The sequence below is a fragment of the Chitiniphilus purpureus genome (assembly GCF_025642115.1).
In the GTDB taxonomy this organism is placed as follows: Bacteria; Pseudomonadota; Gammaproteobacteria; order Burkholderiales; family Chitinibacteraceae; genus Chitiniphilus; species Chitiniphilus purpureus.
Map to the genome: position 1 here is coordinate 1590584 of NZ_CP106753.1, position 26594 is coordinate 1617177.

General features: G+C 60.0%; 23 protein-coding genes and 3 pseudogenes. 9 read left to right on the forward strand and 17 right to left on the reverse strand.

Annotated features, from left to right (window positions below; all coding sequences use genetic code 11):
- Positions 1–30 precede the first annotated feature (30 nt).
- Positions 31–765, reverse strand: coding sequence for a competence/damage-inducible protein A (locus N8I74_RS07350; protein WP_263126228.1), 735 nt, complete (start codon positions 763–765; stop codon positions 31–33).
- 238 nt (positions 766–1003) lie between these two features.
- On the opposite strand from N8I74_RS07350, the gene N8I74_RS07355 reads away from it, so the two are divergent.
- From N8I74_RS07355 to N8I74_RS07375, 5 genes are all read left to right on the forward strand, one after another.
- Complete coding sequence (locus tag N8I74_RS07355; RefSeq protein WP_263126230.1) at positions 1004–1846, forward strand: ferritin family protein; 843 nt, start codon at positions 1004–1006, stop codon at positions 1844–1846.
- Between the two features lie 11 nt (positions 1847–1857).
- The gene (gene rfaE2 / locus N8I74_RS07360; protein ID WP_263126729.1) at positions 1858–2349 is read left to right on the forward strand and encodes a D-glycero-beta-D-manno-heptose 1-phosphate adenylyltransferase; all 492 of its coding nucleotides are present in this window, start codon (positions 1858–1860) and stop codon (positions 2347–2349) included.
- Positions 2350–2836: 487 nt separating this feature from the next.
- On the forward strand, positions 2837–4030 hold the full coding sequence (locus N8I74_RS07365; RefSeq protein ID WP_263126231.1) for a DesA family fatty acid desaturase: 1194 nt from the start codon (positions 2837–2839) through the stop codon (positions 4028–4030).
- Between the two features lie 139 nt (positions 4031–4169).
- Positions 4170–4523, forward strand: a complete 354-nt coding sequence (locus N8I74_RS07370) for a RidA family protein (RefSeq protein WP_263126232.1) — start codon at positions 4170–4172, stop codon at positions 4521–4523.
- A 31-nt stretch (positions 4524–4554) separates the two neighbouring features.
- Entirely contained in the window at positions 4555–5628 is a 1074-nt protein-coding gene (locus N8I74_RS07375) for a glycoside hydrolase family 18 protein (RefSeq protein WP_263126233.1), read from the forward strand.
- 337 nt (positions 5629–5965) lie between these two features.
- Here N8I74_RS07375 and sbcB read toward each other — a convergent pair whose 3' ends face one another.
- Positions 5966–7390, reverse strand: coding sequence for an exodeoxyribonuclease I (gene sbcB / locus N8I74_RS07380; RefSeq protein ID WP_263126234.1), 1425 nt, complete (start codon positions 7388–7390; stop codon positions 5966–5968).
- A gap of 186 nt (positions 7391–7576) precedes the next feature.
- Between sbcB and N8I74_RS07385 the strand changes: the two are divergent.
- A pseudogene (locus N8I74_RS07385) lies at positions 7577–8018 on the forward strand (integrase core domain-containing protein); the annotation flags it as partial.
- A gap of 149 nt (positions 8019–8167) precedes the next feature.
- On the opposite strand, the gene N8I74_RS07390 reads toward N8I74_RS07385, so the two are convergent.
- From N8I74_RS07390 to N8I74_RS07455, 15 genes and pseudogenes are all read right to left on the reverse strand, one after another.
- Complete coding sequence (locus N8I74_RS07390) at positions 8168–8698, reverse strand: hypothetical protein (RefSeq protein WP_263126235.1); 531 nt, start codon at positions 8696–8698, stop codon at positions 8168–8170.
- 321 nt (positions 8699–9019) lie between these two features.
- Positions 9020–9418 (reverse strand): annotated as a pseudogene (locus N8I74_RS19445) (integrase core domain-containing protein); the annotation flags it as partial.
- Positions 9419–9488: 70 nt separating this feature from the next.
- A pseudogene (locus N8I74_RS19450) lies at positions 9489–9746 on the reverse strand (transposase); the annotation flags it as partial.
- A complete protein-coding gene (locus tag N8I74_RS07400; RefSeq protein ID WP_263126236.1) occupies positions 9724–9999 on the reverse strand; it encodes a hypothetical protein in 276 nt (91 codons plus the stop codon). The pseudogene N8I74_RS19450 and the gene N8I74_RS07400, both read right to left, overlap by 23 nt.
- A 5-nt stretch (positions 10000–10004) precedes the next feature.
- A complete protein-coding gene (locus tag N8I74_RS07405) occupies positions 10005–10859 on the reverse strand; it encodes a hypothetical protein (RefSeq protein WP_263126237.1) in 855 nt (284 codons plus the stop codon).
- A 189-nt stretch (positions 10860–11048) separates the two neighbouring features.
- Complete coding sequence (locus N8I74_RS07410) at positions 11049–11963, reverse strand: hypothetical protein (protein WP_263126238.1); 915 nt, start codon at positions 11961–11963, stop codon at positions 11049–11051.
- A gap of 9 nt (positions 11964–11972) precedes the next feature.
- Positions 11973–12410, reverse strand: coding sequence for a toxin-activating lysine-acyltransferase (locus tag N8I74_RS07415; RefSeq protein ID WP_263126239.1), 438 nt, complete (start codon positions 12408–12410; stop codon positions 11973–11975).
- A 4-nt stretch (positions 12411–12414) separates the two neighbouring features.
- A complete protein-coding gene (locus N8I74_RS07420) occupies positions 12415–13245 on the reverse strand; it encodes a hypothetical protein (protein ID WP_263126240.1) in 831 nt (276 codons plus the stop codon).
- 72 nt (positions 13246–13317) lie between these two features.
- Positions 13318–13980 (reverse strand): hypothetical protein, encoded by a 663-nt coding sequence (locus N8I74_RS07425; protein ID WP_263126241.1) that lies wholly within the window; start codon positions 13978–13980, stop codon positions 13318–13320.
- A 270-nt stretch (positions 13981–14250) separates the two neighbouring features.
- On the reverse strand, positions 14251–14772 hold the full coding sequence (locus N8I74_RS07430; protein WP_263126242.1) for a hypothetical protein: 522 nt from the start codon (positions 14770–14772) through the stop codon (positions 14251–14253).
- A gap of 313 nt (positions 14773–15085) precedes the next feature.
- Positions 15086–15382, reverse strand: a complete 297-nt coding sequence (locus N8I74_RS07435; RefSeq protein ID WP_263126243.1) for a hypothetical protein — start codon at positions 15380–15382, stop codon at positions 15086–15088.
- A complete protein-coding gene (locus N8I74_RS07440; RefSeq protein WP_263126244.1) occupies positions 15383–15541 on the reverse strand; it encodes a hypothetical protein in 159 nt (52 codons plus the stop codon). It lies immediately after the preceding gene.
- 7 nt (positions 15542–15548) lie between these two features.
- Positions 15549–15986, reverse strand: a complete 438-nt coding sequence (locus N8I74_RS07445; protein ID WP_263126245.1) for a toxin-activating lysine-acyltransferase — start codon at positions 15984–15986, stop codon at positions 15549–15551.
- On the reverse strand, positions 15979–16470 hold the full coding sequence (locus tag N8I74_RS07450; RefSeq protein WP_263126246.1) for a GNAT family N-acetyltransferase: 492 nt from the start codon (positions 16468–16470) through the stop codon (positions 15979–15981). The genes N8I74_RS07445 and N8I74_RS07450 overlap by 8 nt, the downstream gene beginning before the upstream one ends.
- Positions 16471–16472: 2 nt before the next feature.
- Entirely contained in the window at positions 16473–17837 is a 1365-nt protein-coding gene (locus N8I74_RS07455; protein ID WP_308445890.1) for an HlyD family type I secretion periplasmic adaptor subunit, read from the reverse strand.
- A gap of 328 nt (positions 17838–18165) precedes the next feature.
- Between N8I74_RS07455 and N8I74_RS07460 the strand changes: the two genes are divergently transcribed.
- The 3 genes from N8I74_RS07460 to N8I74_RS07470 all read left to right on the forward strand — a co-directional run bounded on the left by N8I74_RS07460 (position 18166) and on the right by N8I74_RS07470 (position 26479).
- Positions 18166–19134, forward strand: coding sequence for a polysaccharide deacetylase family protein (locus N8I74_RS07460; RefSeq protein WP_263126247.1), 969 nt, complete (start codon positions 18166–18168; stop codon positions 19132–19134).
- 636 nt (positions 19135–19770) lie between these two features.
- Positions 19771–21030, forward strand: a complete 1260-nt coding sequence (locus tag N8I74_RS07465) for a glycoside hydrolase family 18 protein (RefSeq protein ID WP_263126249.1) — start codon at positions 19771–19773, stop codon at positions 21028–21030.
- A 346-nt stretch (positions 21031–21376) separates the two neighbouring features.
- Positions 21377–26479, forward strand: coding sequence for an alpha-2-macroglobulin family protein (locus N8I74_RS07470; RefSeq protein ID WP_263126250.1), 5103 nt, complete (start codon positions 21377–21379; stop codon positions 26477–26479).
- Positions 26480–26594 lie beyond the last annotated feature (115 nt).

A 26594-nucleotide genomic window follows, 5' to 3' on the forward strand; every position in this document is an offset into this window, starting at 1 on the left:
CGGGCCTTTTCCATGTCTGGACACCTGTTCCTACTGAACAGCATAACCACGTGTTGCCAGTGCTGCCTGCAGGAAGCCGAATGCCGCATCGACGTCCGCCTGTGGTCCGGACAGGGTGAATTCGAGATGCGGACCGGGATGCCGCGCGTTGCCGAACGAGGGCAGGCAAGAAAAGCGGACTCTACGATATGCGGTGACCAAGTGTTCCATCTCGCCGATCAGGTCGCCTTCGCGTGCATCGGGTACCAGCAACGAGCGCCGCGCCAAAGGGGTACCAGGCTGGTAATGCGTGTCGAGCACCCATTCGAGCATGGGCCAGGCCATTTCCGGAAAGCCGGGCAGCAGATGGTGGTGACGCAGGCTGCAACCTGCAATCTGGTTCACCGGGTTCGGGATCAACTGTGCTCCGAGCGGAAACTCGGCCATATGGATCCGATGCGGGTAGGCAGCTTGGCCATGGCGGGCCAGGATCAGCTCTGCAGCGCCGCCGTGCAGCTCCAGCGCCAGATTGGCGGCGAGCGCCAATGCCTGCCGGGTATGGTCATCCGGCGTGGCGCCGATGCCGCCGCATGAAATCACATGGGCACCCTGCTGCAACGTCAAGGTGAAGGCGGCGGTCAGCACCTCCCGGTCGTCCGGCAGATAATGTGCCTGCACCAGTTGATGGCCGCGCGCGCCAAGGCGCTCCAGCACCGCTGGAAAATGCCGGTCCTGTCGCCGACCTTCCAGGATCTCGTCGCCAATGATAAAGAGCTGGAATTGCATGATGAAACCTCCGTGACACGTACAGATTCCGGCTTGCCGCTGATGGGCTCGCCGGGGTCTAATACCGCCGGGCCGAATCCACCGGTCAAAGCGGATCGGCAAGATGTCCCCAGGTGGCAAGGCGCCACCCGTGCTGCCAAGGCGGCGCAGGGCAGCAGCCCACTGCCAAGGTGGCTGCTGCTGCGTTCACCTTGTGTTGTCATTCTCGATCAATCGCCCTATTTGCAGGAGCTGCTCAATGCTGTACCCCCAATTGTTCGCCGACCTGGAAAAGGCGCGCTGGAACATGGCCGACGATATTTCCTGGGGAGAGTTCGATGGCAATCTGTTGACCGATGACCAGGCGCTGACCATCAAGATGAACGCCATCACCGAGTGGTCAGCCCTGCCCGCCACCGAAATGTTCCTGCGCGACAACCGGGATGATTCGGATTTCGCGGCCTTCATGTCGATCTGGTTCTACGAGGAGCAGAAGCACGCACTGGTCTTGATGGAGTACCTGCGGCGCTTTCGCCCCGAATTGTGCCCGAGCGAAGCCGAACTGCATGCAGTCCGGTTCGACTTCGATCCCGCTCCGCCCCTGGAAACACTGATGCTGCATTTCTGCGGCGAAGTGCGTCTGACGCAGTGGTACCGCCGTGCCTCCGAGTGGCACACCGAGCCTGTGATCAAGCAAATCTACAAGACGCTCTCGACCGACGAGGCGCGGCACGGTGGGGCGTATCTGAAGTATATGAAGCGTGCGATCGATGTCTGCGGCGATGAAGCCCGGCGCGCGTTTGCCAAGATCGGGTTTCTGATGGCGTCGAGTGGCCGTTCCGGCAAGCCGTTGCATCCGACCAACCTGCATGTGAACAAGAGCCTCTATCCCAACGATACCGTGCAAAGCCGGCTGCCCGATCCGGAGTGGCTGGAGCGCTGGCTGGACGAGCAGATCCAGTTCGGCAAGGAATGGGAAGGCCGCGTGGTCGGCGGCATCCTGCGCAATCTCTCCAGCCTGTTCGGCGTGGCGCTTGAGACGCTGGCTGATCTGAACCGCTATCGCAAGCAGTTGCCGGGCGATGCGCCGGCCGTGGGATGAGTCAGTCGACGATGGCCTACCCGCTGCCCACATTTGAAGACAAATGCATCCCGCCGGATGAACTGGCCGCGCGCATCGCCGCGCTGCCGCGCCCATTGGTGTTCACCAATGGCTGCTTCGATATCCTGCACCGCGGCCATGTGACCTACCTTGCACAGGCCCGGGCATTGGGGGCGAGCTTGGTGGTGGCGCTCAATACCGATGCGTCCGTACGCCGCCAGGGCAAAGGCGATGATCGCCCGATCAATGCGCTGACCGAACGGGCCGCGGTGATCGCCGCATTGGCCAGTGTCGATCTCGTCACCTGGTTCGACGCCGATACACCGTACGAGCTGATTCTTGCCTGCCGCCCTGATGTGCTGGTCAAAGGCGGCGATTGGCCCGTCGAGCGTATCGTCGGCAGCCATGAAGTCCTCGAATGGGGCGGCACGGTACATTCGATCCCATTCCTGCATCAGACATCCACCACCACGACCTTGCAGCGTATCCGTACGTTGAAGTGACGTAAGGCCAGGTGGTCCGGCACCGGGGCAGGAGATGCAGCGGGCCCCGGTCCCGCTCGAAGCGTGGCACGCCGGTCCATCCGTATGGTGACGCACGTTAGGCAATCGTCTGCTGCAGTGGTGCCTGCGTGGATTGTTGCCGATGGTAGCCGGGACTGCCTACCTGCCCTGCGTGCACCACTGGTCGCCGGCGCAGCCAGGAGAACGCCAGCCTGGAATCGTGGTCTGACTACCCAGAGCTGCGTTTGGACGGTAGCCGACCTTCCCATTGGCCGGACTGTCGAGCCGCAGGTGCGGCAATGGCTGGCATGCTGTTGGAGTAATGGCAATCTTCACAGCGTGCCGCGGCACCGCAACGGGAACCCGTGATTCAGCCATCGGTCGACCGCGCCAAGCACAGTGCGAAATATTTGATTAATATCACCCCCGGCGCATGCCACCCCCCTTAGGGTGTCCGCCAGCTTTGCATATACGGAGAATTCGCAGCATGAATTGGCTCAATGGCCTCGTCGACCTGCCCTGGTGGGGCTATATCGTCGTGACCCTGGTGCTGACCCATATCACCATCGCATCGGTCACCATCTATCTGCACCGCCACCAGGCGCACCGCGCCATCGATCTGGGCCCGGCGCCCAGCCATTTTTTCCGCTTCTGGCTCTGGCTGACCACTGGCATGGTCACCAAACAGTGGGCGGCAATCCACCGCAAGCACCACGCCAAGTGCGAAACGGCCGAGGATCCGCACAGCCCGCAGGTGCTCGGCATCAAGAAGGTGATGTGGGAAGGCGCCGAACTGTACCGGGCCGAATCCAAGAACGCCGAGACCATGGAGAAGTTCGGCCACGGCACGCCTGACGACTGGCTGGAACGCAATCTCTACAGCAAGCGTAGCGCCTGGGGCCCCACGCTGATGATGCTGCTGAACCTCGCCCTGTTCGGCGTCAACGGCATCTGGATCTGGGCTGTGCAGATGGTCTGGATCCCGTTCTGGGCAGCCGGTGTCATCAATGGCCTCGGCCACTTCTGGGGCTACCGCAATTTCGAATGCGAGGATGCCTCCACCAATCTCGTGCCCTGGGGCATCCTGATCGGCGGTGAGGAACTGCACAACAACCACCATACCTTCGGCACCTCGGCCAAGTTCTCCTACAAGTGGTTCGAGTTCGACATCGGCTGGACCTATATCCGCGTGCTGGAGACGCTCAGGATGGCCAAGGTGCGCCGCGTCGCCCCGAAGATGATGACCGCGGCACCGCGCCCGGAGCTGGACGAGCAGGCGCTGGCCGTCATTGTCGCCAACCGCTACGCGGTGGCCGCGCACTATGCCAAGTCGCTCAAGCTGACCGTGGCCGAGGAACTGGACAAGCTGCGCGCTTCGGCACGGTTGCCGCAATTCAATTTCAACCCGGCAAGGCAGATGAAGCTGTGGCTCAAGCAGGATGCCAAGGACACGCCGGTGGATGAGAAGCCGCACCTGGATCAACTGCTGGCCCAGAGCAAGACGCTTGAGCAGGTCTACCAGATGCGCCAGGAGCTGACCCGGCTGTGGGAACGTTCCTCGCTGTCGCGCGCGGATCTGGTGCAGCACCTGCAGGACTGGTGCGCCCGGGCCGAGGCCAGCGGCATCGCCGCATTGCGCGAATTCTCGCTGCGGCTGCGGAGCGTGGCACTGGTGCAATAAGTTTGCGCCGTCCGGGTGGGCGAACGATGATGAATCACGTTCGCCTGCAGCCTGTCATGATGAGGGCGTGTAGCGCAATCCAAGCAAGGCGAACCTTACAGGTTCGCCTTATTATTTTTCCAGCCCTGAGGAGTTCGTCATGTCTACCAGCATTCAGCGCTATCACATCGGCCCTCGTCTGGCCGAGATCGTGGTGCACAACAATACGGTCTATCTTGCCGGACAGATCGCCGAATCGCTCGACAAGGACACCCGGGGCCAGACCGAGGAAGTGCTGGCGTCGATCGACCGTCTGTTGAACGAGGTCGGCTCGGATCGCCAGAAGCTGCTCTCGGTCACGATCTATCTTGCCGACATGAACGATTACGACGCGATGAACGAAGTCTGGTCCGCCTGGGTGATCAAATGCCACACCCCGGCACGCGCCACTGTGGAAGCCCGGTTGGCCGACCCGCGTTATCGCGTCGAAATGGTCGTCACCGCCGCGCTTTAGCGGCCCACTCCACTTACCCGAGAAACGCCAGATGCCCAGCAAACCGATACTGCTTGCCTATTTCGCCGGATGGAAGGACTGGAGCGCCTTGCCGCTGGAACGCGATGCCAAGCGCCTGACCCATGTCTGTTTCGCCTTTGCCAATATCCGTGGTGATGGCGAACTGGCGCTGTTTGCGCCGGACGATGCGGACCAACAGGCGCGGGCCGAGGCACACTTTGCCACCTTGCGCCGGCTGCGCGAGATCAACCCGGAACTGAAACTGCTGATCTCGATCGGCGGTTGGGCGGCGGACGGGTTTTCCGATGCTGCGCTCGATGCCGGCTCGCGTGCACGCTTTGCCGTGGCAGCGATCGAATTCATGCAACGGCATGGGCTGGACGGCATCGATCTGGATTGGGAGTACCCCTGCCATGACATGGCCGGCATCAAGGCGCGCCCGGAGGACAAGCGCAACTTCACCCTGATGCTGGCCGAGCTGCGGCAGCGGCTGGATGCGTTGTCGGACGAGCAGGGGCGGCAGGGCGAAGCGCGCTATCTGCTGACCATTGCTGCCGGCGCTGGCCAATACTATCTGGATGGTGTGGAAATGCCGGAAGTGGCACAGCTGTGCGACTTCGTCAATCTGATGACCTACGACTTCTACAACGGCTGGGCGACCCGTGCCGGCCACCATACCAATCTGTACAACACCCCGATCGACCCGGAGGGCGACAGCTGTGCCAAATCCGTCGCGCTGTTCGTGCAGAACGGCCTGCCGCGCGACAAGCTGGTGCTGGGCTGCGCATTCTATGGCCGCAGCCTGAAAGGCATCGGCAACGCGGGCCTTGGCGCACCGGGCATCCCCAAGAGCAACGGTTCCTACAGCTACACGCAGATCACCGCATTGCTGGCGGAAGGCCGCGCCGAGCGTCATTGGGACGACGCGGCAGCAGCGCCGTGGCTGCTGGTCGATGGCGATGAATTCGTCAGCTACGAGGACGCCGAGTCGCTGCGTCGCAAGGCTGCGTTCGTCAAGGAGCAGGGTCTCGCCGGCACGTTCTTCTGGGAATACGTGGAAGACGAAACCGATACGCTGCTTGCCACCTTGTGGACGCATCGCTGAAACAGAGCAGGCCGCCTGCGGGCGGCTTGTTCGCGAGCACGATACACGCCACCCGGGCTGGGGGCCTCGCTGGCGTCTTGCCCGGCACTGACGGCGAACGCTGCTGCCGGTACCACGCTTCGCGCCGTCTTCCCGGTACTGTCCCCGGCAGGGGCAAACGCCCGCCCGTGCGGTTCTCATGGTATGCACGGTTTGCCGGCAGTGCATTGCTGGATTGCGGTGACGGTACCAAGAGCCGCTGCAAAACCGAGCGCAGCGGTCCTGGCTGCCAGCATGGACGCCGGCAGCCAGATTGGTATGGAATGCAACTGCCGCCAAGCAGGTTTTGAAGCGACTTTTACTGGTATTCCGGGGCAATCAGCTCGGCGTAGTCATAGAGCTGCGCCAGCAGCTTCTCGCCACGCTCGTCCGCCAGCTCGGCCAGTGCATCGATCCGCTCGCAGTACAACTCCAGCGTCAAATAGCCGTCCTGGCCATGCAGCAGCCGCTTGCTGCGCAGCGTCTCCCAGCGGGTGCGCTCGTCGTCTGACAGGGTCTGCGGGAAATTGCGGGCGCGGTAGCGGAACAGCAGTTCCTCCAGGCGCGGATCGCCGAACCTGACGCGCTCGCCCGCCAGCTCCGCGCCGGAGAGCGTGGCAAGGCGCGCCAGCAGGCGGCGATCGTCGTTGCCCAGGAAGCCGCCGTAGAGATCCTCGTCCACATCGCTGGGCCCCTGCGCGTCGCGCTGGTAGACCGCCCGCCAGCGCTCGCCAAGGTCGGGGCCGTCCTGAAACCGCGCAGCGTATGCCAACGCCTGCTCCGGGTCGATGCCCCAGTGTGCCGCACGTTCGGGCGACAGCGTCTTCAGATTGGCAATCACGATGGGCGATTTGTTGATGTGTATGGTCTTGATCGGCAGGCGTGCCATGCCTTCGGGCAGCGCATCGCTGCGGACGAACAGCCGTGCGCGGATCGTCTCGGCATCCAGGGTGAACAGTTCCTCCGGGTCGCAGGACAGATCCCAGACGATCAGCTCGTTCTTGTTCTGTGGATGCCAGCCCACAGGCCAGACCAGCGCGAGGCAACCGCGCTCGGTCCCGTACATGCCCGAGATATGCAGCAATGGCCGCGGTTCCGTGCCGATCTGTGCCAGCACGGCCTCCTTTTTGCGCAGCGACAGGCAGAAGTCGAACAGCCTGGGTTGCAGGGTACGGATCAGGCGCGCCAGCTCAATGGTGGCGCGTACGTCGGAGACCGCGTCGTGCGCGCTGTCATGACCGATGCGGTTGGCCCGCGTCAGGTCCTCCAGCTTGAACGAAGGACGGCCATCGTCATGGGTCGGCCAGGTGATCCCCTGCGGCCGCAACGCCCAAGTGGTGCGCACCACATCCAGCAGATCCCAGCGGCCGCACTCGTTCTGCCACTCCCGGGCATAGGGATCGAGCAGGTTGCGCCAGAACAGGAAACGCGTCACCTCGTCATCGAAGCGCAGCGTGTTGTACCCCACGCCTATCGTGCCCGGCTGCGCCAGCACCGCCTGGATCCGCTGCGCGAATTCACGCTCCGGCACGCCGCGCGCAAGGCATTGCTGCGGCGTGATGCCGGTGAGCAGGCACGATTCCGGATCGGGCAGCCAATCCGGGGTCGGTCGGCAGAAAAGCTCGATGGGTTCACCGATCTCGTTGAGTTGGCCATCAGTACGGATACCGGCGAACTGTGCCGGACGATCGCGCCGCGGCACGCGGCCGAAGGTTTCGTAGTCGTGCCAGAGAAAGGTATGCATGGCGTGGCGGGGCAGGGAAAGGCGTCATTCTAACCGCGATCGCCTACGGGCCGACCCACGGAGGCTGGCCGGTGGCGTGCTGGCAGGGCGTTGTCTGTTTGCAGAGTCCCAGTGATTGGGATGACGCACTTGACGAATAAATCCGGGTATGAGGCTTGCCACTTCTTCAAATAGCGTCACTCTTTTTTGCGGCCGCATAAGACCGCGGCAGCAGCACAGGCGTTTTTGGCAGCCTTGAACAAGGCCGGACTGTTCCGGATTCGTACGGTGCTGAGCGACAACGGCAGCAAGTTCACGGGCCGGCGGTTCAAACAAGCAAAAGCAGGCCAGGGGCGAGCATGAGTTTGACCGACTGTGTGCTGCGTTGGGCATCGAGCACCGTCTGACCAAGCCACGCCATCCGCAAACGAACGGGATGGTGGAACGCTTCAATGGGCGGATCAACGAGGTGCTGGCCACGCACCGCTTCAACGGCGCCGAGGATTTGGCGCAGACGCTGACCTGCTACGTCGGACTGTACAACCAGCACCTGCCTCAGTTGGCCTTGCAGCACCACACACCACTTGAAGCGATGAAGGACTGGCAGAAGCAGAAGCCCGAGCTATTCAAAAAACGTGTAATCAATTGAGCGGGACTGGACACATATATGGGTTGGATTTACCTTCACTCACTGTTTGCTCCTTGAGAATCCGGTGGTGCGGATGGTTCCTGATGCCGAAGAAATTTTCCCAATCGCATTAGCAAAAACATCTGCAGTATCTAGTAAATTACCCGCGTTCATTTTGGCTTCCTCTTATAAAGAAATCCAGTAGAAATAAAAATGAATCCCGAAAAAATTCGAATCCAGTACAAGGCTGATTCAATGTTTGTTTGCCATTCTTGAGTAGCATCAGGGTTTGCTACGAAAACAACCGTTTTGTTTGACATCCGCTCTAGCCTCATGACTACTCTTCGCTTGTCGCTGGCATGTTCTCTATAGGAAACTCTAACTTGATCTCCGGAACTCAGACCCGGTATGCAAAAAACATCAAGCCCCGTCATTAGGGAGAAATAATTCCAGTAGGAAGTTCCGCCGATTTTCAAATGAATATCTTGGCCCATCTTGGTTTTTCCATGGCATTCGTAAACGCCAGATGCCCAATGCTCAACATTGTCTAGATTGTATTGCTGAGGTCGCCAAATAAAGCCAAATGCTAAAATGATGCCTGCTGCTACAGTAAAAGCAGTTGTCCAGCGCCATTTATATAAGAATGGCATCAGCAACGCCATTGTGCATAAAACAAGTGAAAGAATAAAAAAAACATACATATTTAATTCCTGAAAATTTTTTTGCTGATGCGTTTTTATGCCATTTAATTCAATGAATTGCCATCTTCATTCTGTGGGTTTAATAAAAATTCTACGTACTGCCTAATTGCTTGATCATTCAGTCTGCGTTTTGTGTTGTACAACTTTCGCCATTTTTTTCCAAGCCCTGATGCAAATCACTCGTGCCCTGCCTCAATCTTTAGAGCATTTCATCTTCTGGGTCTTAAGTACTTCTTTGAAATCTAGCCACTGCCACCTTTTTCTTGCTCGATGAGAAGCAACGTCTCCAGAAATCTGACCTTCCCCCAATCGGTCGACCACTCATAAATTAGCAATCTGAGCGGTTGGGGGTTGATGCCTTTCCTGGCATTCCTCCGGGGTCAAATACCCCAGCGCACTATGTGGCCGGGCCGCGTTGTAATCGAGACGCCAAGCCTCGATCTTCTCTTGCGCATCGTGCAGGCTTCGGAAGTCGTGCTGATTCAAGCACGCCTCCCGGAGCCGGCCGTTGAAGCTTTCTATGTGGGCGTTGTCCACCGGTTTGCCTGGCCGGATGAACTGCAACCGTACACCATGCTCGTAAGCCCATTCATCCAATGCTTTGCTGGTGAACTCCGGTCCATTGTCCACCTGGATCTGGCTGGGTAACCTACCCAGGTGCCTCAGCCCGTCCAGTACCCGCGCAACGCGTTTACCCGATAACGAATGATCCACCTCGATCCAGACCGCTTCCCGGTTCCTTCGATCAACTGCCTTGCTGGGGCAAACCGCGCTGCGGGCCGAGTCAGTTTTTTCCCAGCACTTCCTTGAGCATGTCGATATCCAACGCCTGGTTGGCAACCAGACGCTTGAATTGGGCATTCTCTTCTTCAAGTTGCTTGAGCTGCTTGGCTTCGGACGCATCCATGCCACCGAACTTGTTTCGTCAGTTGCAGAAGGTTGCATCCGAGATGCCATGCTTGCGGCAAAGCTCTGCCACTGCAACACCTGCTTCAGCTTCCTTCAAGATGGCAATGATCTGGGCTTCAGTGAGTCTGGACTTCCTCATGAGGGGCTCCTTTGCCCTTCATGCCAACTAATTCTTGGTAGACCTGGTTGGGGGAAGGTCCTCGTAGCTCTGCGCCATAGCGAGCATAGTTTTGGGCAATTAGCTCGGCAGCGTTTGTATGTGTTTTTCCCGCGTCGACTATCTTTGTATATGCCTCCTCTGCTGTAATATATTTTTTCAGTAGGGATTCGTAGCGGGCAACCCAGGACTTTTGAATTAGAAGCAGGTCGCTTTCTGAAAGTAAGTTACTCATGTTTTTTAATTCCTAATGCCCAGGCATGTTGTTGCGCTAAAGGTGTTTGCATATGCTATATAACCGGGGTCCTTTGGGGGAAATTTCCAGCTTTTAATGAATTGCTTTAGTGATTCGTTGTCGGGGTTTTCACCTAGTATTACCCATGCACCAGATAAATAGGCTGCGCCATAATTCATTCTTGTTTTTTTGTCCAGTAGCAAATTCCAGCACATGGCTTTCCTCATTTTTTCCACATCAATGCTCGGAGGCGGGGGAGTCTCATTTTTGGCAAGGGAGCGCATTAAGCGCAATGCAGGAACGTATTCCTTTTTTAATACTTCAATAAATAAGTTGTAGTCTCCCCCTATCTCCCCTGGTTTGGGGAGTTGAGATGCTTGGTAGAGGCATGCGAAGTGTTTTTTATTTGCCCCAATCTTTACCAGCTTCTCGATGCGATCCCAGCCCCAACTCTTTATTTCTTCCCAGCTATATGTATTTATAGATAGGGCCAGAATACTGCAGCCGGCGGAAATGTCGCCTTGCTCGCCGCGCCTTGTCAAATCCTCAAAAACTGATTTGGTATGTGGGCCGTGTATTATTGCCTGCTCTTCGAGATCAAAGATCTGTAGCAATGCTGAGGCAGGTGCAAATCCCCGTTTGCTTAGCTCTTCAAAAAATGCCTTGCGCCTCTTTTCGTACCCTTCTCCGTAGAAAAGATCGGAGGGTCGATAGCGCATATCAATTTCATTGAATGCAATGATTTCTTCTTTTTCACTCAACGATTTTATTGTCGGGCTGTTCTTTGGATGCATTGTGCCGGTTGAGCAGCCTGCGAGTGAAAATATGATGCAATATCTCAAGAGCCAACTGATATTCATTGAGTTTCCTGTTGGGGTAGGGGTGTTGAAATGCAAAGTGCTTCGATGAAGGTGAATCACCTCCAAAAAAACAAATGGGCTACGCCGTGTTACGATACTCGGGATTGTATAGCCATCCATAATTTCCAACCGGCATTTGCAACCAGCTCATTTGAAGTGGCGACAGGTTGTTTTCTGAAAGAAGATCACTCATTTTGTTTTTCCTCTAATATCCAAGCATTTTGTTGCACTAAAAGTGTTGGCATATGCCAGATATTCATTTTTCTCTAGCGGTAATTTCCAAGAGTTGGTGAATTTTTTTAGCTGGATGTTTTGAGGGTTTTCGTTTAATAATACCCATGCCCCCGATAAATAAATGGCGCCATCATTCATCCTTGTTTTTTTATCAAGCAATAAAGCCCAGCATATTCTCTCCTCCATTTTTCTTGCATTTATATTCGGAGGTGGAGGCTCCTCATTTTGGGCGATAAAACTAATTAACTGCAGTGCGGGTATGTATTCTTTTTTTAATACTTCAGTAAAGAGATTGTAGTTACCTCCCACTTTCCCTGGTTTGGGGAGTTGTGAATTTTGGTAGAGGCATGCGAAGTGTTGTTTCTCTGCCCCAGCCTTCACTAGTTTCTCAATGCGATCCCAGCCCCAACTCTTTATTTCTTCCCGGCTATATCTATTTATAGATAAGGCCAGAATGCTGCAGGCAGCGGAAATGTCTCCTTGTTCGCCCCGCCTTATCAAATCCTCAAAGACAGATTTGGTGTGTGTGCCGCGAATCATTGCCTGCTCTTCGAGATCAAAGATCTGTAGCAATGCTGAGGCAGGCGCAAATCCCCGTTTGCTTAGCTCTTCAAAAAATACCTTGCGCCTCTTTTCGTACCCTTCTCCGTAGAAAAGATCGGAGGGCCCATAGCGCATATCAATTTCATTGAATGCAATGATTTCTTCTTTTTCACTCAACACTCTTGTGGCTGGGCTGTTCTTTGAATGAGTGGTGCTGGCTGAGCAGCCTGCAAGTAAAAATATGGTGCAATATATTAGAAAATGGCCTGTATTCATTGAGTTGCCTTTGGGGCGGGGGTGTTTAAAATGAAAGTGCTTCATTTGCATGTCAAGATATCAATATTGATTTGGTTTTTGATCAATTGAACTGTGAACGATCTTGCCAGCCAGAATGCCTTGCTTCAATTCGGCAATCACGCTATCGCCCTGCCCGAACGGCGTAACAATATCGATCAGCCACACATGCCCACCGCCTTTCCACTCGTGCGGCGCCAGCCGGGTCTGGCCTTGCTGTAGCCGGGCATGCACCTCGTCCGAGACGAGGGCCCAGCTCACATAGGCGAACGGCATCTTGTCGTTCATGAACAGCCGGCACTGGTCGAGGATCAGCGCGGGCTGGACCGCCCAGTCCAGGTCGGCCAGCGTCAAATGCTTTTTCTGCTCGTCGCGGCCGAACAGCCAGGCGACCGGGCCGAGGGTGGGCATGCGCTCGAACGCGGCCTGGGCGTATTGCAGCATCTGTTGCATATCCGGGTTGGATTTGCCTTCACTCATTGTTTCACCTCTGAACGTTTACACAGTCCATTCTCCGCACAACGGCGACATTCCCAATATCCAACCAATTCCATTCCTGCTTCTTTCTTTCGGCAAAATCATCCCCTGCATGTACAGACAATGAGGCCATTTCCCCTGCATGCGCAAAACGGATATTTTGTTTACCTCGAAATGCAGCGCCCTTCAAAGTCCAACAGAGTATCTCATCAAAATTGTCTTCTGGCTTAACCTTTTTTGCATCCAAAGCAGCCCTAACCCCGTGAATTGAAAAGATATATCCAGCCTTGGCAGCCGCCAGTTCATACGCTTCTGCCTCCACGTTTCTATCATTCTCTTGCAAGAAATGTGCAGCATAGGCTTGACAGATAAGATGCCCCTGCTTCGCCCCAGCCAACGTCAGAGCCAACGCCTCATCTTTCTGTGACTGTGTCAGCTGAAATTTTGACCATGCAATCGGAAAAATAGCGCAAGCAGATGGCAAATCACCGTTGCGAGCAGCAGCAAATAACGGATGAAAAACCGAATGGTCAAGAACGTGAACTCTTTTCTCGAAATCAAAGGAATTAAGCACTGCAACAGCTGGAAGGTAACCCCGCTTCGCCAGCTCAGAAAAATAGGTTTTTCGCCGTAGCGAATAGCCATTACCGTTAAAATTAATCGAAGTATTATACAGCTGATCACCATAGAGCTCATTATGAAACATCAGCTCCTCTTCCTGCGTCAGTGGACCAGCCCTCCATTTAATTTTTTTAGCATCAATTTTTGGTGGCGGCGCACAGCCAATCAAGAAGAAAATCAACACAAAAATGGGTACAAAAATCTGCGGGAAGTTCAAAATTAAGGCCTCAACATACTGATAAAAATTGTACAACGGTAAAAAAATTATTCTTTCAGCACAAAACCAAGCTCAATTGGCTTTCACCTTGAGATCAGCAAGTAATGCTTGGGCACCTGCATCACTGGCCTGGTGGCAGTAAAATCCCTGCGCAAACTTCCAGCGCTCCTCGATGAAATACACCTTGCCTTTATCGAGCCGGACTTCCTCGATCTTCACCGGCGTTTCCAGCCGGGCGATGGTCGACATTTCGGTGTAATCGAGCTTGCGCAGGCCAGGCTCTACTTCAACCCGGCTGAAATAGCCGGCCGAGCCAACCGCGCGACGCATGCCATCGACGTAAAAGCCAGTGCTGATGTCGCCCCCCATCCAGCCTGCGCGGTAGAAATAGATCACCGATTTTTTCGGATTCGCTTCGAGCCGCAGTGTCTGGGCGGTTTGCTCGGGCGTGGCGGGTTGGGGCTGCGGTGCGGTGGCGCAAGCGGTGAGCAGCAGTGCGCTGCAGGTTCTTATATCTTCCGAGGCCGTCTCCAGCATAACTCTTTTGGAGATATAATCATCCATTGCGGGAACGTCATCCGCAGCAAAAGGGGTTCTCGCCCCCTCACTCCACCCACCAAGCACTCGGTCGAGCAGCACATTACCGCCCATATCACCAATTGCATTTGCAACCGCCCTCTTAAAACCCCCATCATTTAATATTTTCCCTGGCACGGTATCTGAGATATAAAACAACTCCCCACCAGAAGAGGCACTAACCCGCGCGGCAATTTGAAACCCAGGTACATTCCCGTACCAGCCACTATAAGGAATGGGATTTGCATTTGCCGACCATCCCTCCCCTGGGTGAACAGAAATACTGTCAAGTTGCCGCTGAAGATCACTCGTAAACCTGGCCAGCTGCGACTCAGACAGCACAGCATAAAATTCAATATTATTTAGAGAACGCCACGAATCCGCAAAATCAACAACGGACTCCAGCGTCGAAACATCTATCGAAACAAATCAAAGAATTTCACGCTTAGTCACCCCAAAAATCAAACAAAAACCCATAACAAAAATTGCATAAACTGCAAAGATACGAGCAATCAAAAAAATATAAAAATGATTATCGGCGGCTCGCTTAAGTTGCCATAACTGAAAATTTTTTCTTTCTACAAATTCACCAGTCTTTATATTTTTTGCTTGCACGATATATCTAACTCGCCCTTCCCCATCTCCGATCCACACCCACAGCACTTCAAATTGCCCGCCAACTTTCCATGGATCACAACGAGCATACGCGCCAAAAGCAGCCCAATACCGATCAAAGTAAGCTTGTCCCCTAAATTGGTAAATTCGTTCGCGACTTTTTCCTTGCGGTGATCCACAACTCAAAACCCCTATTTCTCGATGCTCTTCCCCAATTATTCTCGGAGGTTCCTTCGCAAGGAAGAAATACCCCATCAAATATGCCCCAGAAAACAACAACCCAACAAATACGCTTCTTGGTATCAGCCACAGGTATAGCTTTTTAGCCCATCCCATACCATCTCTCCAGCAAGCTCAAATTAGTCATAATCGTCACACTTCGACATAAGCACGATCTCATTTTAGATAATCTTGAATTAAAGATGTAATCAGTCAGCAACCAATGAATAGAAAGGCTTCCTTTGGCCTCGCTGAGACTTTCAGCGCAGTAACAAATGATAGGCGTGCCAGTACAGCTGAGCACACACAGACCCGACCCCACTTCTATTCAGCTAAAAAAACTTGCCACGCTGATTACATTTTTCATTCTATCTACATGCAGCCATGCGCCAACATTGCATGCCTGATCAATCGGTGCTGATACAAGTATTCAATCCACTCGTATTGTTAGCCCGGAAAACAATGAATTGGCATCAGCCCTGCTGGCCTGTTGCCAATAAAACCCCTGCGCGAACTTCCAGCGCTCCTCGATGAAATACACCTTGCCTTTATCGAGCCGGACTTCCTCGGTCTTTACTGGTGTTTCCAGCGGGGCAATGGTCGACATTTCGGTGTAATCGAGCTTGCGCAGACCGGGTTCCACTTCAACCCGACTGAAATAGCCGGCCGAGCCAACCGCGCGACGCATGCCATCGACGTAAAAGCCGGTGCTGATGTCGCCCCCCATTCAGCCGGCGCGGTAGAAATAGATCACCGCTTTTTCCGGATTCGCTTCAATTCGCAACGCCTGGGCGGTTTGCTCGGGTGTGGCGGGCTTGGGTTGCGGTGCGGTGGCGCAAGCGGTGAGCAGCAGTGCGCTGCAGATCAGGATCAGTACACGTTTCATGGCTGCCTCACAGTTCCACGGCTTGTTCGTTGATCCAGGCGTGGATCACTTGGTTGGCCAATGCGCTTTGCTTCAAATCAGCCAGCACCGCGTCGCCCTGCCCGAACGGGATGACGATATCGATCAGCCACACATGCCCACCGCCTTTCCACTCGTGCGGCGCCAGCCGGGTCTGGCCTTGCTGCAGCCGGGCATGCACCTCGTCCGACACAAAGGCCCAGCTTACGTAGGCGAACGGCATCTTGTCGTTCATGAACAGCCGGCACTGGTCGAGGATCAGCGGGGGCTGGACCGCCCAGTCCAGGTCGGCCAGCGTCAAATACTTTTTCTGCTCGTCCCGGCCGAACAGCCAGGCGACCGGGCCCAGGGTGGGCATGCGCTCGAACGCGGCCTGGGCGTATTGCAGCATCTGTTGCATATCTGGGTTGGATTTGCCTTCACTCATTATTTGCTCCTTGAGAATCCGGTGGCGGCAGCTGGGCGCTGTAGTTGCCGCCGATCATGTTGAATCCCATCCGGGTCAGCATCCTGCCGGTGCGCTCGGTCAGGTGGGCACTGCTTACCCCGATCTTGATCTCGGCCGCTCCCCGGTTCATCGCCCAGCGGCGGAATGCGAGGAGCAGCTTGGGTGCGGCGCTACTGCCGCGTGCCTTGGGTATCACGTACCAGGCGATGTTGTTGGCCACGCGGGCGTCGCTGAACCAGTATGTTTCGACCACGGCGAATAAAAAGCCCACCGGTACGCCATCCTGCTCGGCAATCAGGATGGCGTAGATGCCACGGCGGTCTGCCAGATAGCGGGCAAGCATCGCCTCGACCTTGGTGCGCTGCAACGGCAAGCTGCGGTAGCGTGTTTCCGCATGCAGCATGCCTCCGATTTCCAGCAGCTGTGGGATATCGGAAGGCTGGGCATTGCGTATCCGTATCATGGTCAACGCTCCCGCACACTCTCAGTCGCATGCTGGATCAACGGGCTCAGGAAATACTCGATCACCCGCCGCTGCCCGGTCTTGATCTCCGCCGTCACCGCCATGCCCGGCGCCAATGGCAGGGTCTTGCCGTCGATGTTCATCGTGCGCCGCGCCAGCTTCACCCGTGCCTGGTAGATCAGCCCCAGCTTCTCGTCCGGGATCGCATCGCGGGTGACAGTGGCCACCTGGCCGTCGAGCAGCCCGTAGCGGGTGTAGTTGAAGGTCTCCACCTTCACCGCGGCGAGCTGCCCGGCGTTGACGAAGCCGATGTCCTTGTTTTCCAGCACCACCTCGGCTTCCACCTGGTCGGTGTGCGGCACCACCACCAGCAGCGGCTGTGCTTCGGTCACCACCCCACCCACGGTATGCACCGCCAGCTGCTGCACCACACCATCCACCGGCGCGGTCAGCCGCGTCTGCCGTTGCAGCCGTTCGGCTTTGATCACGTCCTGCCCGTAGGCATGCGCCTGTTCGCTCACCCGCGCCAGCGCATCGTGCTGGGCCCGGCGGAATTCGGCCCGGGTGGCTTCGCGCTGCTGGCGGTTGGCCAGGATGGCGGCGTCCAACTGCTTCAGCGTGTTGCGCTGGCTGGCCAGGTCCTGCTCGGTTTCGATGCGGGCCTGTTCCTTGTCCAGGTAGCCGTGCTTGGAGATGAAGTTCTTCGCCGCCAGGTCTTTGAAATCGGCCTCGCGCTGCTGCATCAGCGGCAGCGTCTGCTCCAGCTTGCGCACCTGGGCCTGGGTGGCGGCGTATTCGGCCTGTTTCTGGGTGGTGGCGGCATCCAGGGTGGCGAGCCTGGCTTGCAGTTCCTGCCAGCTGCTGTGCATTTCCGCCTGCTTGGCGGTGCGCCGGACGGCGTAGTCCGGGTGGCGGTGCAGTTGGGGATCATCGGCCAGGATGGGCGGGGCGCCGGCTGCCAGCGCGGCCAGCAGGGCCTGGGCCTTGCGCTGGTCCAGCCGCGCATCCAGCCAGGCGCTGTGGTGTTTGCTGGCGTCGGCACGGGCGAGGGTGGCGTCCAGCTCGATCAGCAGTTGCCCGGCCCGGACGTGCTGGCCATCGCGCACATGGATGGCGGTGATGACACCTGGCTCCAGCGGTTGCACCACCTTGCTCTGGTTGGAGACCACGAGCTTTCCTGGTGCGACAGCGACGATGTCGATCTTGCCCAGGCAGGCCCACAGTACGGTGAGGGTAAGGAAGGCGAGCAACAGCCAGAGGGTGAGGCGGGCGGCGGGGTGGGGTGGGGATTCCTGCAGTTCCAGTGCGGCGGGCAGGAAGGCGCGTTCGGTGGCGAGGCGGTCTGGCGGGTCGGCATGGTGGCGGATCTGCCACGCGGCACGGCAGACCGCCCAGTGGCGCGCTGTAAGCTATTGCAGCGATTTGAAAAGTAATGAGGGCACTGGAGTGTGAAAAATGACAATTTGTGCGAGGCAGTATATTTATCGGCAAAGTGGCTGGTGCATTTGTAAGCATGTTGACGACGAGTGGCGGGGAGGCAGGCAGACAAGCCGTGTTTCAAAGCGCCCCGCGCACGTGCTGTAACGCCGCATATCGGAAAGCGCTCCGCGCCTGTTTCACAGATAACTTACGAAAATGTGTCTCTGTAAAAAAGGTGCTATGGTCCCGCCTGCCATTCAATGACAACGGGTTGCCATGCACTTTGATCTGCGCCTAAAGCTCGTCGGGCTGGGGATGTTGCTGTGTGGTGCCGTCCACGCCACCCCGTTGGCCGAGTGCCTGGGGTTTTCCGCCAACGATACGGTGCTGATCGTCAACCCCGACGATGTCGGCATGCATCGCGATCTGGACAAGGCGGCATTCGAGCTGCTGGATGAGGCACTGATCCAGGATCTTTCCGTGATGGCACCGGCCCCGAATTTTGCCGGGGCGGCACGTGAGGCCACTGCGCGTGGGCTGAAGGTCGGTGTGCACCTGACCTTGACCAACGAATGGCAGCAGGCGCTGCCCTGGGGGGGCGTGCTGCCGGCGGCGGAGGTGCCTTCGCTGTACAACCCGCAGGGCCGGTTGTGGGCCACGACCCGTGAGGTGGCCAAGCACGCCAAACCCGATGAGGTCAGGCGCGAGTTGCGGGCGCAGATCGCCAAGGTACGCGCTGCCGGGCTGCAGATCAGCCATCTGGATGCGCACATGATGTTCTGGGCTGCTGACCGCACGCTGTTTGAGATCTATGTGTCGCTGGGCGAGGAGACCGGCATCCCGGTGCTGATGCAAAGCGGGTTCCTGCCACTGGCGCAGCAGTTGGAAGTGAATCGCAAGCCTCAGGCCGCCGGCCTAGCCACACCCGATACCTTCTCCATGCTGTACGACCCGCCGCAGCGTCAGCACGGCGTGCCGTATCGCGGCTACGAGACATTGCTGGCCCAGTTGCCGCCTGGCGTACATGCGCTGGCCATCCATCCTGGTACGGACAGCGCCGAGACCCGGCACGCCATCGCCGATCTGCCACTGCGCTTGAGCGATTTTGCGGTGTGGCGGCAAGGTGCGTTGCAGCGCCAGATCGCCGGGCGTGGGATCAAGACCAGCAGCTACGCCCCGCTCCATGCGCTGCAGCAGCAACTGCACGCCTCGCCCAAGGCCCATTGCCTGCAGCGCCGGCCGTGAGCGATCCCATCGGGGCTGAACGGATCGTCACGGTGATCGGCTGCTCGTTGACGATGCGCCAATCGCCTTCCCGGTGAGGGGGCTCGCCGCTGTGCCTTCATGGCGTGACGCATGCACGCATGCACGCATGCACGCATGCACGCATGCACGCATGCTGCGCGGCATTGCCGGCATTGCCGGCATGCGGCCTTAGTTGCGCGGCCGGCCGGGCCCTGAACGGATTCCACCCCGCCCCCCTAGTGCCACCGCTAGGCGTCCCGCCATGACCTGTGGCGTGCATGTCGTATAAGCAACGGCGATTGCGGCATGCCGTAGGGTGCAAGGGCAGGGCGTGCCCAAGCCCGGGTGCCAGCCCCGGTGGGTTCCGATGCCGCCTGCGCCCCCGTCCCGATCTTTGCCTGCCCTGCCATAGCGCACATGCCCGATGCATGCTGCGCGGCCCGGTTTGTCGTATTGGCTGTCCGGCTTGTCTGTGATTGCCCAGTCGTGCTTTGCGGTACATGGATTCTCCTATGCTGGGCGCGTCGCGCCGGTGCGCCAGCTCGGGTAGCCGGTGCGGCGCGCAGCCGGGCGCAAGCATCGGCTGCGCTGCACGATCACAACAACGGAGCATCACACTGAGAAAGGAGTCGATCGATGTTGAAATATGTCACGCCCATCGTGCTTGCCGCCGTGCTGGCGGCCTGCGGTTCGGATGGGGATAACACAGTCAGGCCGACACCCACCCCCACCCCGACGCCGGTTCCCACTCCGGTGCCGCTGGCGGGGGAACTGGTGTCCTATGTGCGCACCTGGCCGCTCGGTTCCACCCGTGCTGACATGGACAAGGGGGTGTACTGGCGCGCCGAGGATATCAAGGGCGATCGGATCAGCCGGCTCAATATCGCATTTGGCCTGATCCGCAACGGAACCGAGGTCTATATCCGCGAACTGGAACCGCAGCCCACCTCCGACGGCACCGGCACCATCGCGCCGTTCAGCAACATGTGGGATGAAGTCGCCAAGCTGCAGGCCAAGTATCCCTACCTGAAGATCAACTTCTCGATCGGCGGCTGGGGTGCGGACGGCTTCTCGGACATGGCACTCACCAAGGAATCGCGCGCCAAGTTCATCGAGAACGTGCTGGCGGTGGTGCGCGAGCGCAAGCTCTCGGGCGTGGACATCGATTGGGAATACCCGGTCGGTCCGCCGTGGGGGGGCAGCGAGATCAAGGTGCGGCCGGAGGACCGGGAGAACTACCCGCTGCTGCTTGAGGAAATGAAGGCGGCGCTCAACCAGCTCTCGGCCGAGACCAAGCAAAGCTATGCGCTCTCGACCGCGGTGCCGGTGGCCAACTGGTTCTTCCAGGCCAATGACATCCCGCGGGTCGCCAAGGCGGTGGATTTCCTCAAGGTGATGGCCTACGACATGTACGGCGGTTGGAGCCCCAACACCGGCCACCATGCCAATCTCTACCCCAATCCGGCCGATCCTGCCGCCGGGGGCGGGCGCAGTGTGTCGCAGGCGATGCAGGCCTACCTGAATCTGGGCGTGCCGCCGGAGAAGCTGCTGATGGGCGTGGCGTTCTATGGCCGGGCCTGGCGCGGTGTCACCCCGACCAACAACGGGTTGTACCAGAAGTTCACCAGCGCGGCCTTCCCGGACGGTGTCACCTGGGTGGACCTGAAGCGCGACTTCATCGACAAGAATGGCTACGTGCGCTACTGGGACGATGTGGCCAAGGCGCCGTATCTGTTCAACGGCGATACCTTCATCACCTACGAGGATGCCGAAGGGCTGCGCTACAAGGCCGACTTCATGAAGGAAAAGCAACTGGGCGGCATCATGATCTGGGAGCACGCCCATGACATGGACGGGGAGCTGATCACCCAGCTCAACCAGTACATGCGCAAGTAAGCGGGTCGGGGCGGTCACGCCCCGGTGGCCCGTGCGGTGCTCATCCGGGCTGCCGCACGGGTCGCCCCGGGCCACGCGGCATACATTCCCATCCCGTTTCGTTCTGCCAGGCAGCGCTTGCCTGCCCCTTCCTGGCCATTCCAGCCCCCGGCGCCGCGTATCTCCGTCATCGTGCATTACCAGGCTGCTCGCCTCAGCCGGCGCAAGGTCGGCGCGGTCACAGGCGCATCGACTGCTGTATGCACAATCTCAGCAGGGATACAGGCTTTCTGAATATTTACAAATGCCGGCGCATCGGTAATGCTGCCGCAGCATCGAGCCGTTCATCCGCAGCACAGGGGCCGCTATGAAAACATGGATACTGCAGCGCAATGCACGCAAATTGGGGTTGGGGGCGCTGTTGGTCCTGCTGGTCGCTGCAGCGATCGGCGGCTGGTGGTGGGGACAGCGCAGCGGCGCCGGGCCGGCCAATGCCGGCCTGCCGCCAGCCTTGCCCGACAGCGAATTCGCGGTGCTGGGCTGCAAGGCGGGTTATTGGGACGATGCGCCGGCGCTGGCGATCAGCTTCTCGCGCCCGTTGCTGCGCAAACAGGCGCTCGACCAGTTGTTCCAGGTGACCGACCTGGGCGTGCTGCCCGAAGACAAGGCGGCGTCGGCGCCGGTGCAGAAGCCCAAGGCGGTCAGCGGCGAGTGGGTGCTGGACGACGAGGCACGCACCGCCTATTTCGCCTCCACCGCCAAGCGGCGCTATGCCATCTCGCTCAAGCCGGGTCTGCGATCGGACGACCATGCGCGCATCGACCAGGGCCACCGGTGCGAAGTGGCGCTCGATGCGATGCCGCCGGCGTATTACTTCGCCAGCCGCGGTGTGGTGTTGCCGGCCAGCCAGAACGGCGGCCTGCCGGTGGTGACCGTCAACGTGCCCGAGGTGGACGTGCAGTTCCTGCGGGTGGCGCCGCAGCATATCCCGCGGTTTCTGGCGCAGGTGGTGGCGCCGCGCCGTGCCGACCGGTCCGGCGGCGAGCAGGAGGACGGGGAGGGTGAAGGGGGTGACGGGTCGCAGCTCACCTTGTCGGGGGCGGTCAGCGGCTGGACCCTGCAGAACCTCAAGCGCATCACCCAGAGCGTCTATCTGGGCCGCTTCCTGACCGATCCGCGCCCGCATCGCCGCAACGTTTCCTTTCTGCCGGTGGAAAACATCAAGGAGCTGCAGGCGCCCGGCATCTATGTGGCGGTGATGAGCCAGCCGGGCCGCTTCGGCTACGAATACCAGGTGACTTATTTCTATGTCACCGATATCGGCCTGCACGTGCACCGCGGTCACAGGCAGATCGATGCCTTTGCCACCTCGCTCAAGCACGGCGAGGCGCTGTCGGGCGTGTCATTCGAGCTGCTGGACACGCACGGCAAGGTACTGGCCCACGCGAGCGGTGACGGTGAAGGACACGCCGTGCTCGCCGATGTGCCGGACAGCGCGCGGGCGCTGGTGGCGCGCAAGGGCGAACAGCTGGCCACGCTGGCGCTGTTCGAGCCGGGGCTGGATCTGTCCGAATACGATATCGGCGGCCATCTGCCGCGCAATGCCAAGCTGTTCGCCTACAGTGGCCGCGATCTGTATCGCCCCGGCGAGCGCTTCTTTGTCTCGGTCCTGGCGCGCGATACCGATGGTCGCCCACTGCCGGCGCTGCCGCTCACTGCCACCCTCAAGCGCCCGGACGGCCAGACGGTGCAAAGCGCCACCTGGCAGCCCGACTCCAAACTGCCCGGCTACTACCAGCGGCAGCTGGCGCTGCCTGCCGATGCACAGACCGGCACCTGGCTGCTCGAACTGCGGGCCGATCCGGCGGCCAAGTCGGCCGACACCGTGCTGAAGCTGCAGGTCGAGGAGTTCCTGCCCGAGCGGATGAAGCTGGCGCTGCAGGCCGCGGTGCCGGCGGCTGGCGCGCTCGGCGGGTTCGATGTGGCGGTGCAGGGCGCCTACCTGTTCGGCTCGCCGGCTTCGGGCAACCGGCTGCTCGGCACTGTATTCGCCGAGCGCCTGCCGCAGGCGCTGCCGCGGCAATGGCCCGGCTTCCTGTTTGGCGATTTCGCCGACGACGAGCGCAAGCAGCGCCGCGAGCTGGAGGAGGTGGCGCTGGACGAGGCCGGCCGTGCCAGCGTGACCGTGCCGCTCGAACTCGCCGGTGCCAAGTCGCCGATGCTGGCGCGCGCCTCGTTCAGCCTGCTCGAATCGGGTGGCCGGCCGGTGGTGCGCTCGATCGAGCACACGCTGTGGCCGGCCGAGGCCATGGTCGGCATCCGGCCGCTGTTCGATCGCGATGTGGCGCGCGAGAACGACAAGGCCGCGTTCGAGCTGGTGCGGGTGACGCAGGCCGGCGTGCCTGCGCCACCGGTGACCGCCAAGGTGCGCCTGATCCGCGAGGACCGCGACTTCTACTGGCGCCACGACGATCAGCGTGGCTGGCATTCGGGCTACACCGAAACCGACCAGCCGGTGTACAGCGGCACCGTGCTGCTCAAGGGCCGCGCTGCATTGGCCCTGCCGGTCACATGGGGCCGCTACCGGCTGGAAGTGGAGGACCCGGACACCCGCCTCGCCGCACGCTATCGCTTCTATGCCGGTTGGGGGGCGCAGGATGCAGAGGCGATGGGCAATCGTCCCGACCGGGTGAACCTGAAGCTGGCGGGTGTGCCGGCCAAGCCGGGTGGCCAGGTAAGGTTGACCATCCTGCCGCCGCACGACGGCGAGGCGCTGGTGATGGTCGAGGGCGACAAGGTGCTGTGGCGCAAGCGCGTGTCGGTATCGGCCAAGGGCACCGAGGTCGACATCCCGGTGGCGGCGGATTGGAAGCGGCACGATCTGTACGTTTCGGTGGTCGCGTTCCGCCCGGGCAGCAAAGGGGATCGCGTCACGCCGGCGCGCGCGCTGGGGCTGGCCTATCTGCCGCTGGCCAGTGCCGAGCGCAAGTTCAGGCTGGCGCTGGCCGCACCGCGCCAGGCCAGGCCGCAGACCCGGGTACCGGTAAAGCTCAAGCTGGATGTGCCGGACAGCACGGCGTTCGTCACGCTGTCGGCGGTGGATGTGGGCATCCTCAACATCACCCGCTTCAAGACCCCTGATCCGTTCGACTTCCTGTTCGGCAAGCATCGCTACGGGCAGGATCTGGCGGACCTCTATGGCAAGCTGATCGAGAAGATGGAAGGCAATGCCGGCAAGCTCAAGTGGGGGGGCGACAGTGCGATGCGCGGCAGCCAGGAGCGGCCGAGCAAGGTCAAGCTGGTCGATCTCTTCAGCGGCCCGGTGCGCTTTGACGCCAAGGGTGAAGCCACGGTGATGCTGGATATCCCCGATTTCAACGGCACCCTGCGGCTGATGGCGGTGGCCGCCAGTGCCTCGCGCTACGGCAATGCCGAGGCCGAGCTGACCGTGGCGGCGCCGGTGGTGGCCGAGCTGGCGACGCCGCGCTTCATCTCGCCGGGCGACCAGGCGACGCTGGCGCTGGATGTGACCAACCTGACCGGTGCCACGCAGACCTTCACGGTCCGTCTCAGCGCCGGCAGGCCGGTGCGCATCCGGGAGGGCGAGCAGAAGATCACGCTCAAGGACAAGGAGCGCCGCACGCTGCGCTACACCGCCGATGCCACCGATGCCTATGGGCTGGCGCGGCTCGATTTCTCGGTGGCGGGCAGGGTTGCCGGCAAGCCGCTGCTGATCAAGCGCGACGCAGCGTTGCAGGTGCAGCCGCCGTTGCCGCTGGAGCGCAATGTCACCCGGGTCAAGCTTGATCCGGGGGCCGAGCAGGCGGTCGGCGGCGAGGTGATCGCGCGTTACCACGCCGATTCGGCGGCGGTCACGCTCACGGTGTCCAATACGCCGCCGCTCAATGTGCGCTCGCTGATCAAGGGCCTGCTCGACTACCCCTACGGCTGCCTGGAGCAGACCACCAGCGCGGCCTATCCGCACCTGTTCGTCGACGAGGCGGCCGCCCGGTCCTACGGGCTCACACCGCGCACCCGCGAGGAGCGCGCCCGTTTCATCGAAGGCGCGCTCGCCCGCATCGCCGGCATGCAGCAAAGCGACGGCGGCTATTCGCTCTGGGGCGGTGGCGGCGGCAGCGGCGAGCCCTGGCTGTCCGCCTATGTGGCGGGCTTCTACCAGGATGCGCGCGAAGCCGGTTTTGCCGTGCCGGACATGCTCTACCGGCGCACGCAGGATTGGTTGCTGACGCAGCTGCAGCAGGCGCCGGCCGATTTTCCGGGCTATGGCAAGCGGCTCGCCGACAAGCTGGGCGAAGCAGGCGTGGTCAAGGGGACGCTCGACGGCGGCGAGTACGAACAGCTGCGCATGGATCACCAGCGGTTCGCCGCCGCGGCGCATCAGGGCTACGTGCTGGCGCGCGACCAGAAGGCGCCGCTGGCGACCTTGCGGGTGCTGTTCGACAAATATGCGCCCCGGGCGCGCTCGCCGCTGGCACTGGTGCAACTGGGGCTGGCGCTCAAGCTGATGGGCGACCAGAAGCGCGCCGCCGCCGCCTTCGAGCTGGCGTTCCGGCGCCCCTATGGCATCGCTGCAGCCTATGACGGCGGCTGGGGGGAATGGCTGGGCGACTACGGCAGCGCGGTGCGTGACCGGGCGCTTGCCTACGCCTTGCTGGTGCGCCACGGCATCACCCACCCGCAGCGCGAGAACATGCTGTATGAGCTGGCCGACACGCTCAAAGGCACACGCGGGGCGTACTACTCGACGCAGGAACGACTGGCGCTGCTGTTGGCGGCGCGCGCCGCCGGCACGCAGGCACAGGGCGAGTGGCAGGCCACGTTGCAGACCGGGGCCAGCGCGCGGACGCTCTCGGGCAGGCACAGCCAGAGCGTGACGCTGGACGCGGCGCAGCTCGCGCAGGGCGTGAAGCTGGTGAACCGGCATGGCGGCCCCCTGTTTGCCGAGATCGAAGCGAGCGGCTATCTGCGTGAGCTGCCCAAGCCGCGCGGCGAGGAGATCCAGCTGGAGCGCCGCTGGTTCTTCGCCGACGGCAAGCCGTACGACGGCCGCGCGCTCAAGGTGGGTGAAACGCTGATCGCGCGTCTGCAGGTGAGCGCGCGCCAGCGCATCGAGGATGGCCTGATCGTCGACCGGATCCCGGCCGGGCTGGAGATCGAGAACCTCAACCTGAGCGACGGCGAGCGGCTGGACCGGCTGCAGGTGGAAGGCCGACCGTTGCGCGAGGCGCTGCAGGACGAGCGCGTCAAGCATCGCGAGTTCCGCGACGATCGTTTCGTCGCCGCCGCACGGATCGACGGCTCGCGTCTGGCGCTATATTACCTGCTGCGGGTGGTCACCCCGGGTCGTTTCGTGGTGCCCCCGAGCTATGCCGAGGATATGTACCGGCCGCAGCTGATCGGCATCGGTGCCGCGAGCCCGGCGATCACGGTGACCGACCCGCGCGGATGATGGCGGGCTGCGCCGGGTCCCGGCCGGCGCAGCCCTTTGCCGCCAGCTGACGCTTGCGCTGCGCCTGCCGAAAAGCCACCGGCCGGGTAGGGCCCGGCCGGTGGCGGATTGCGCC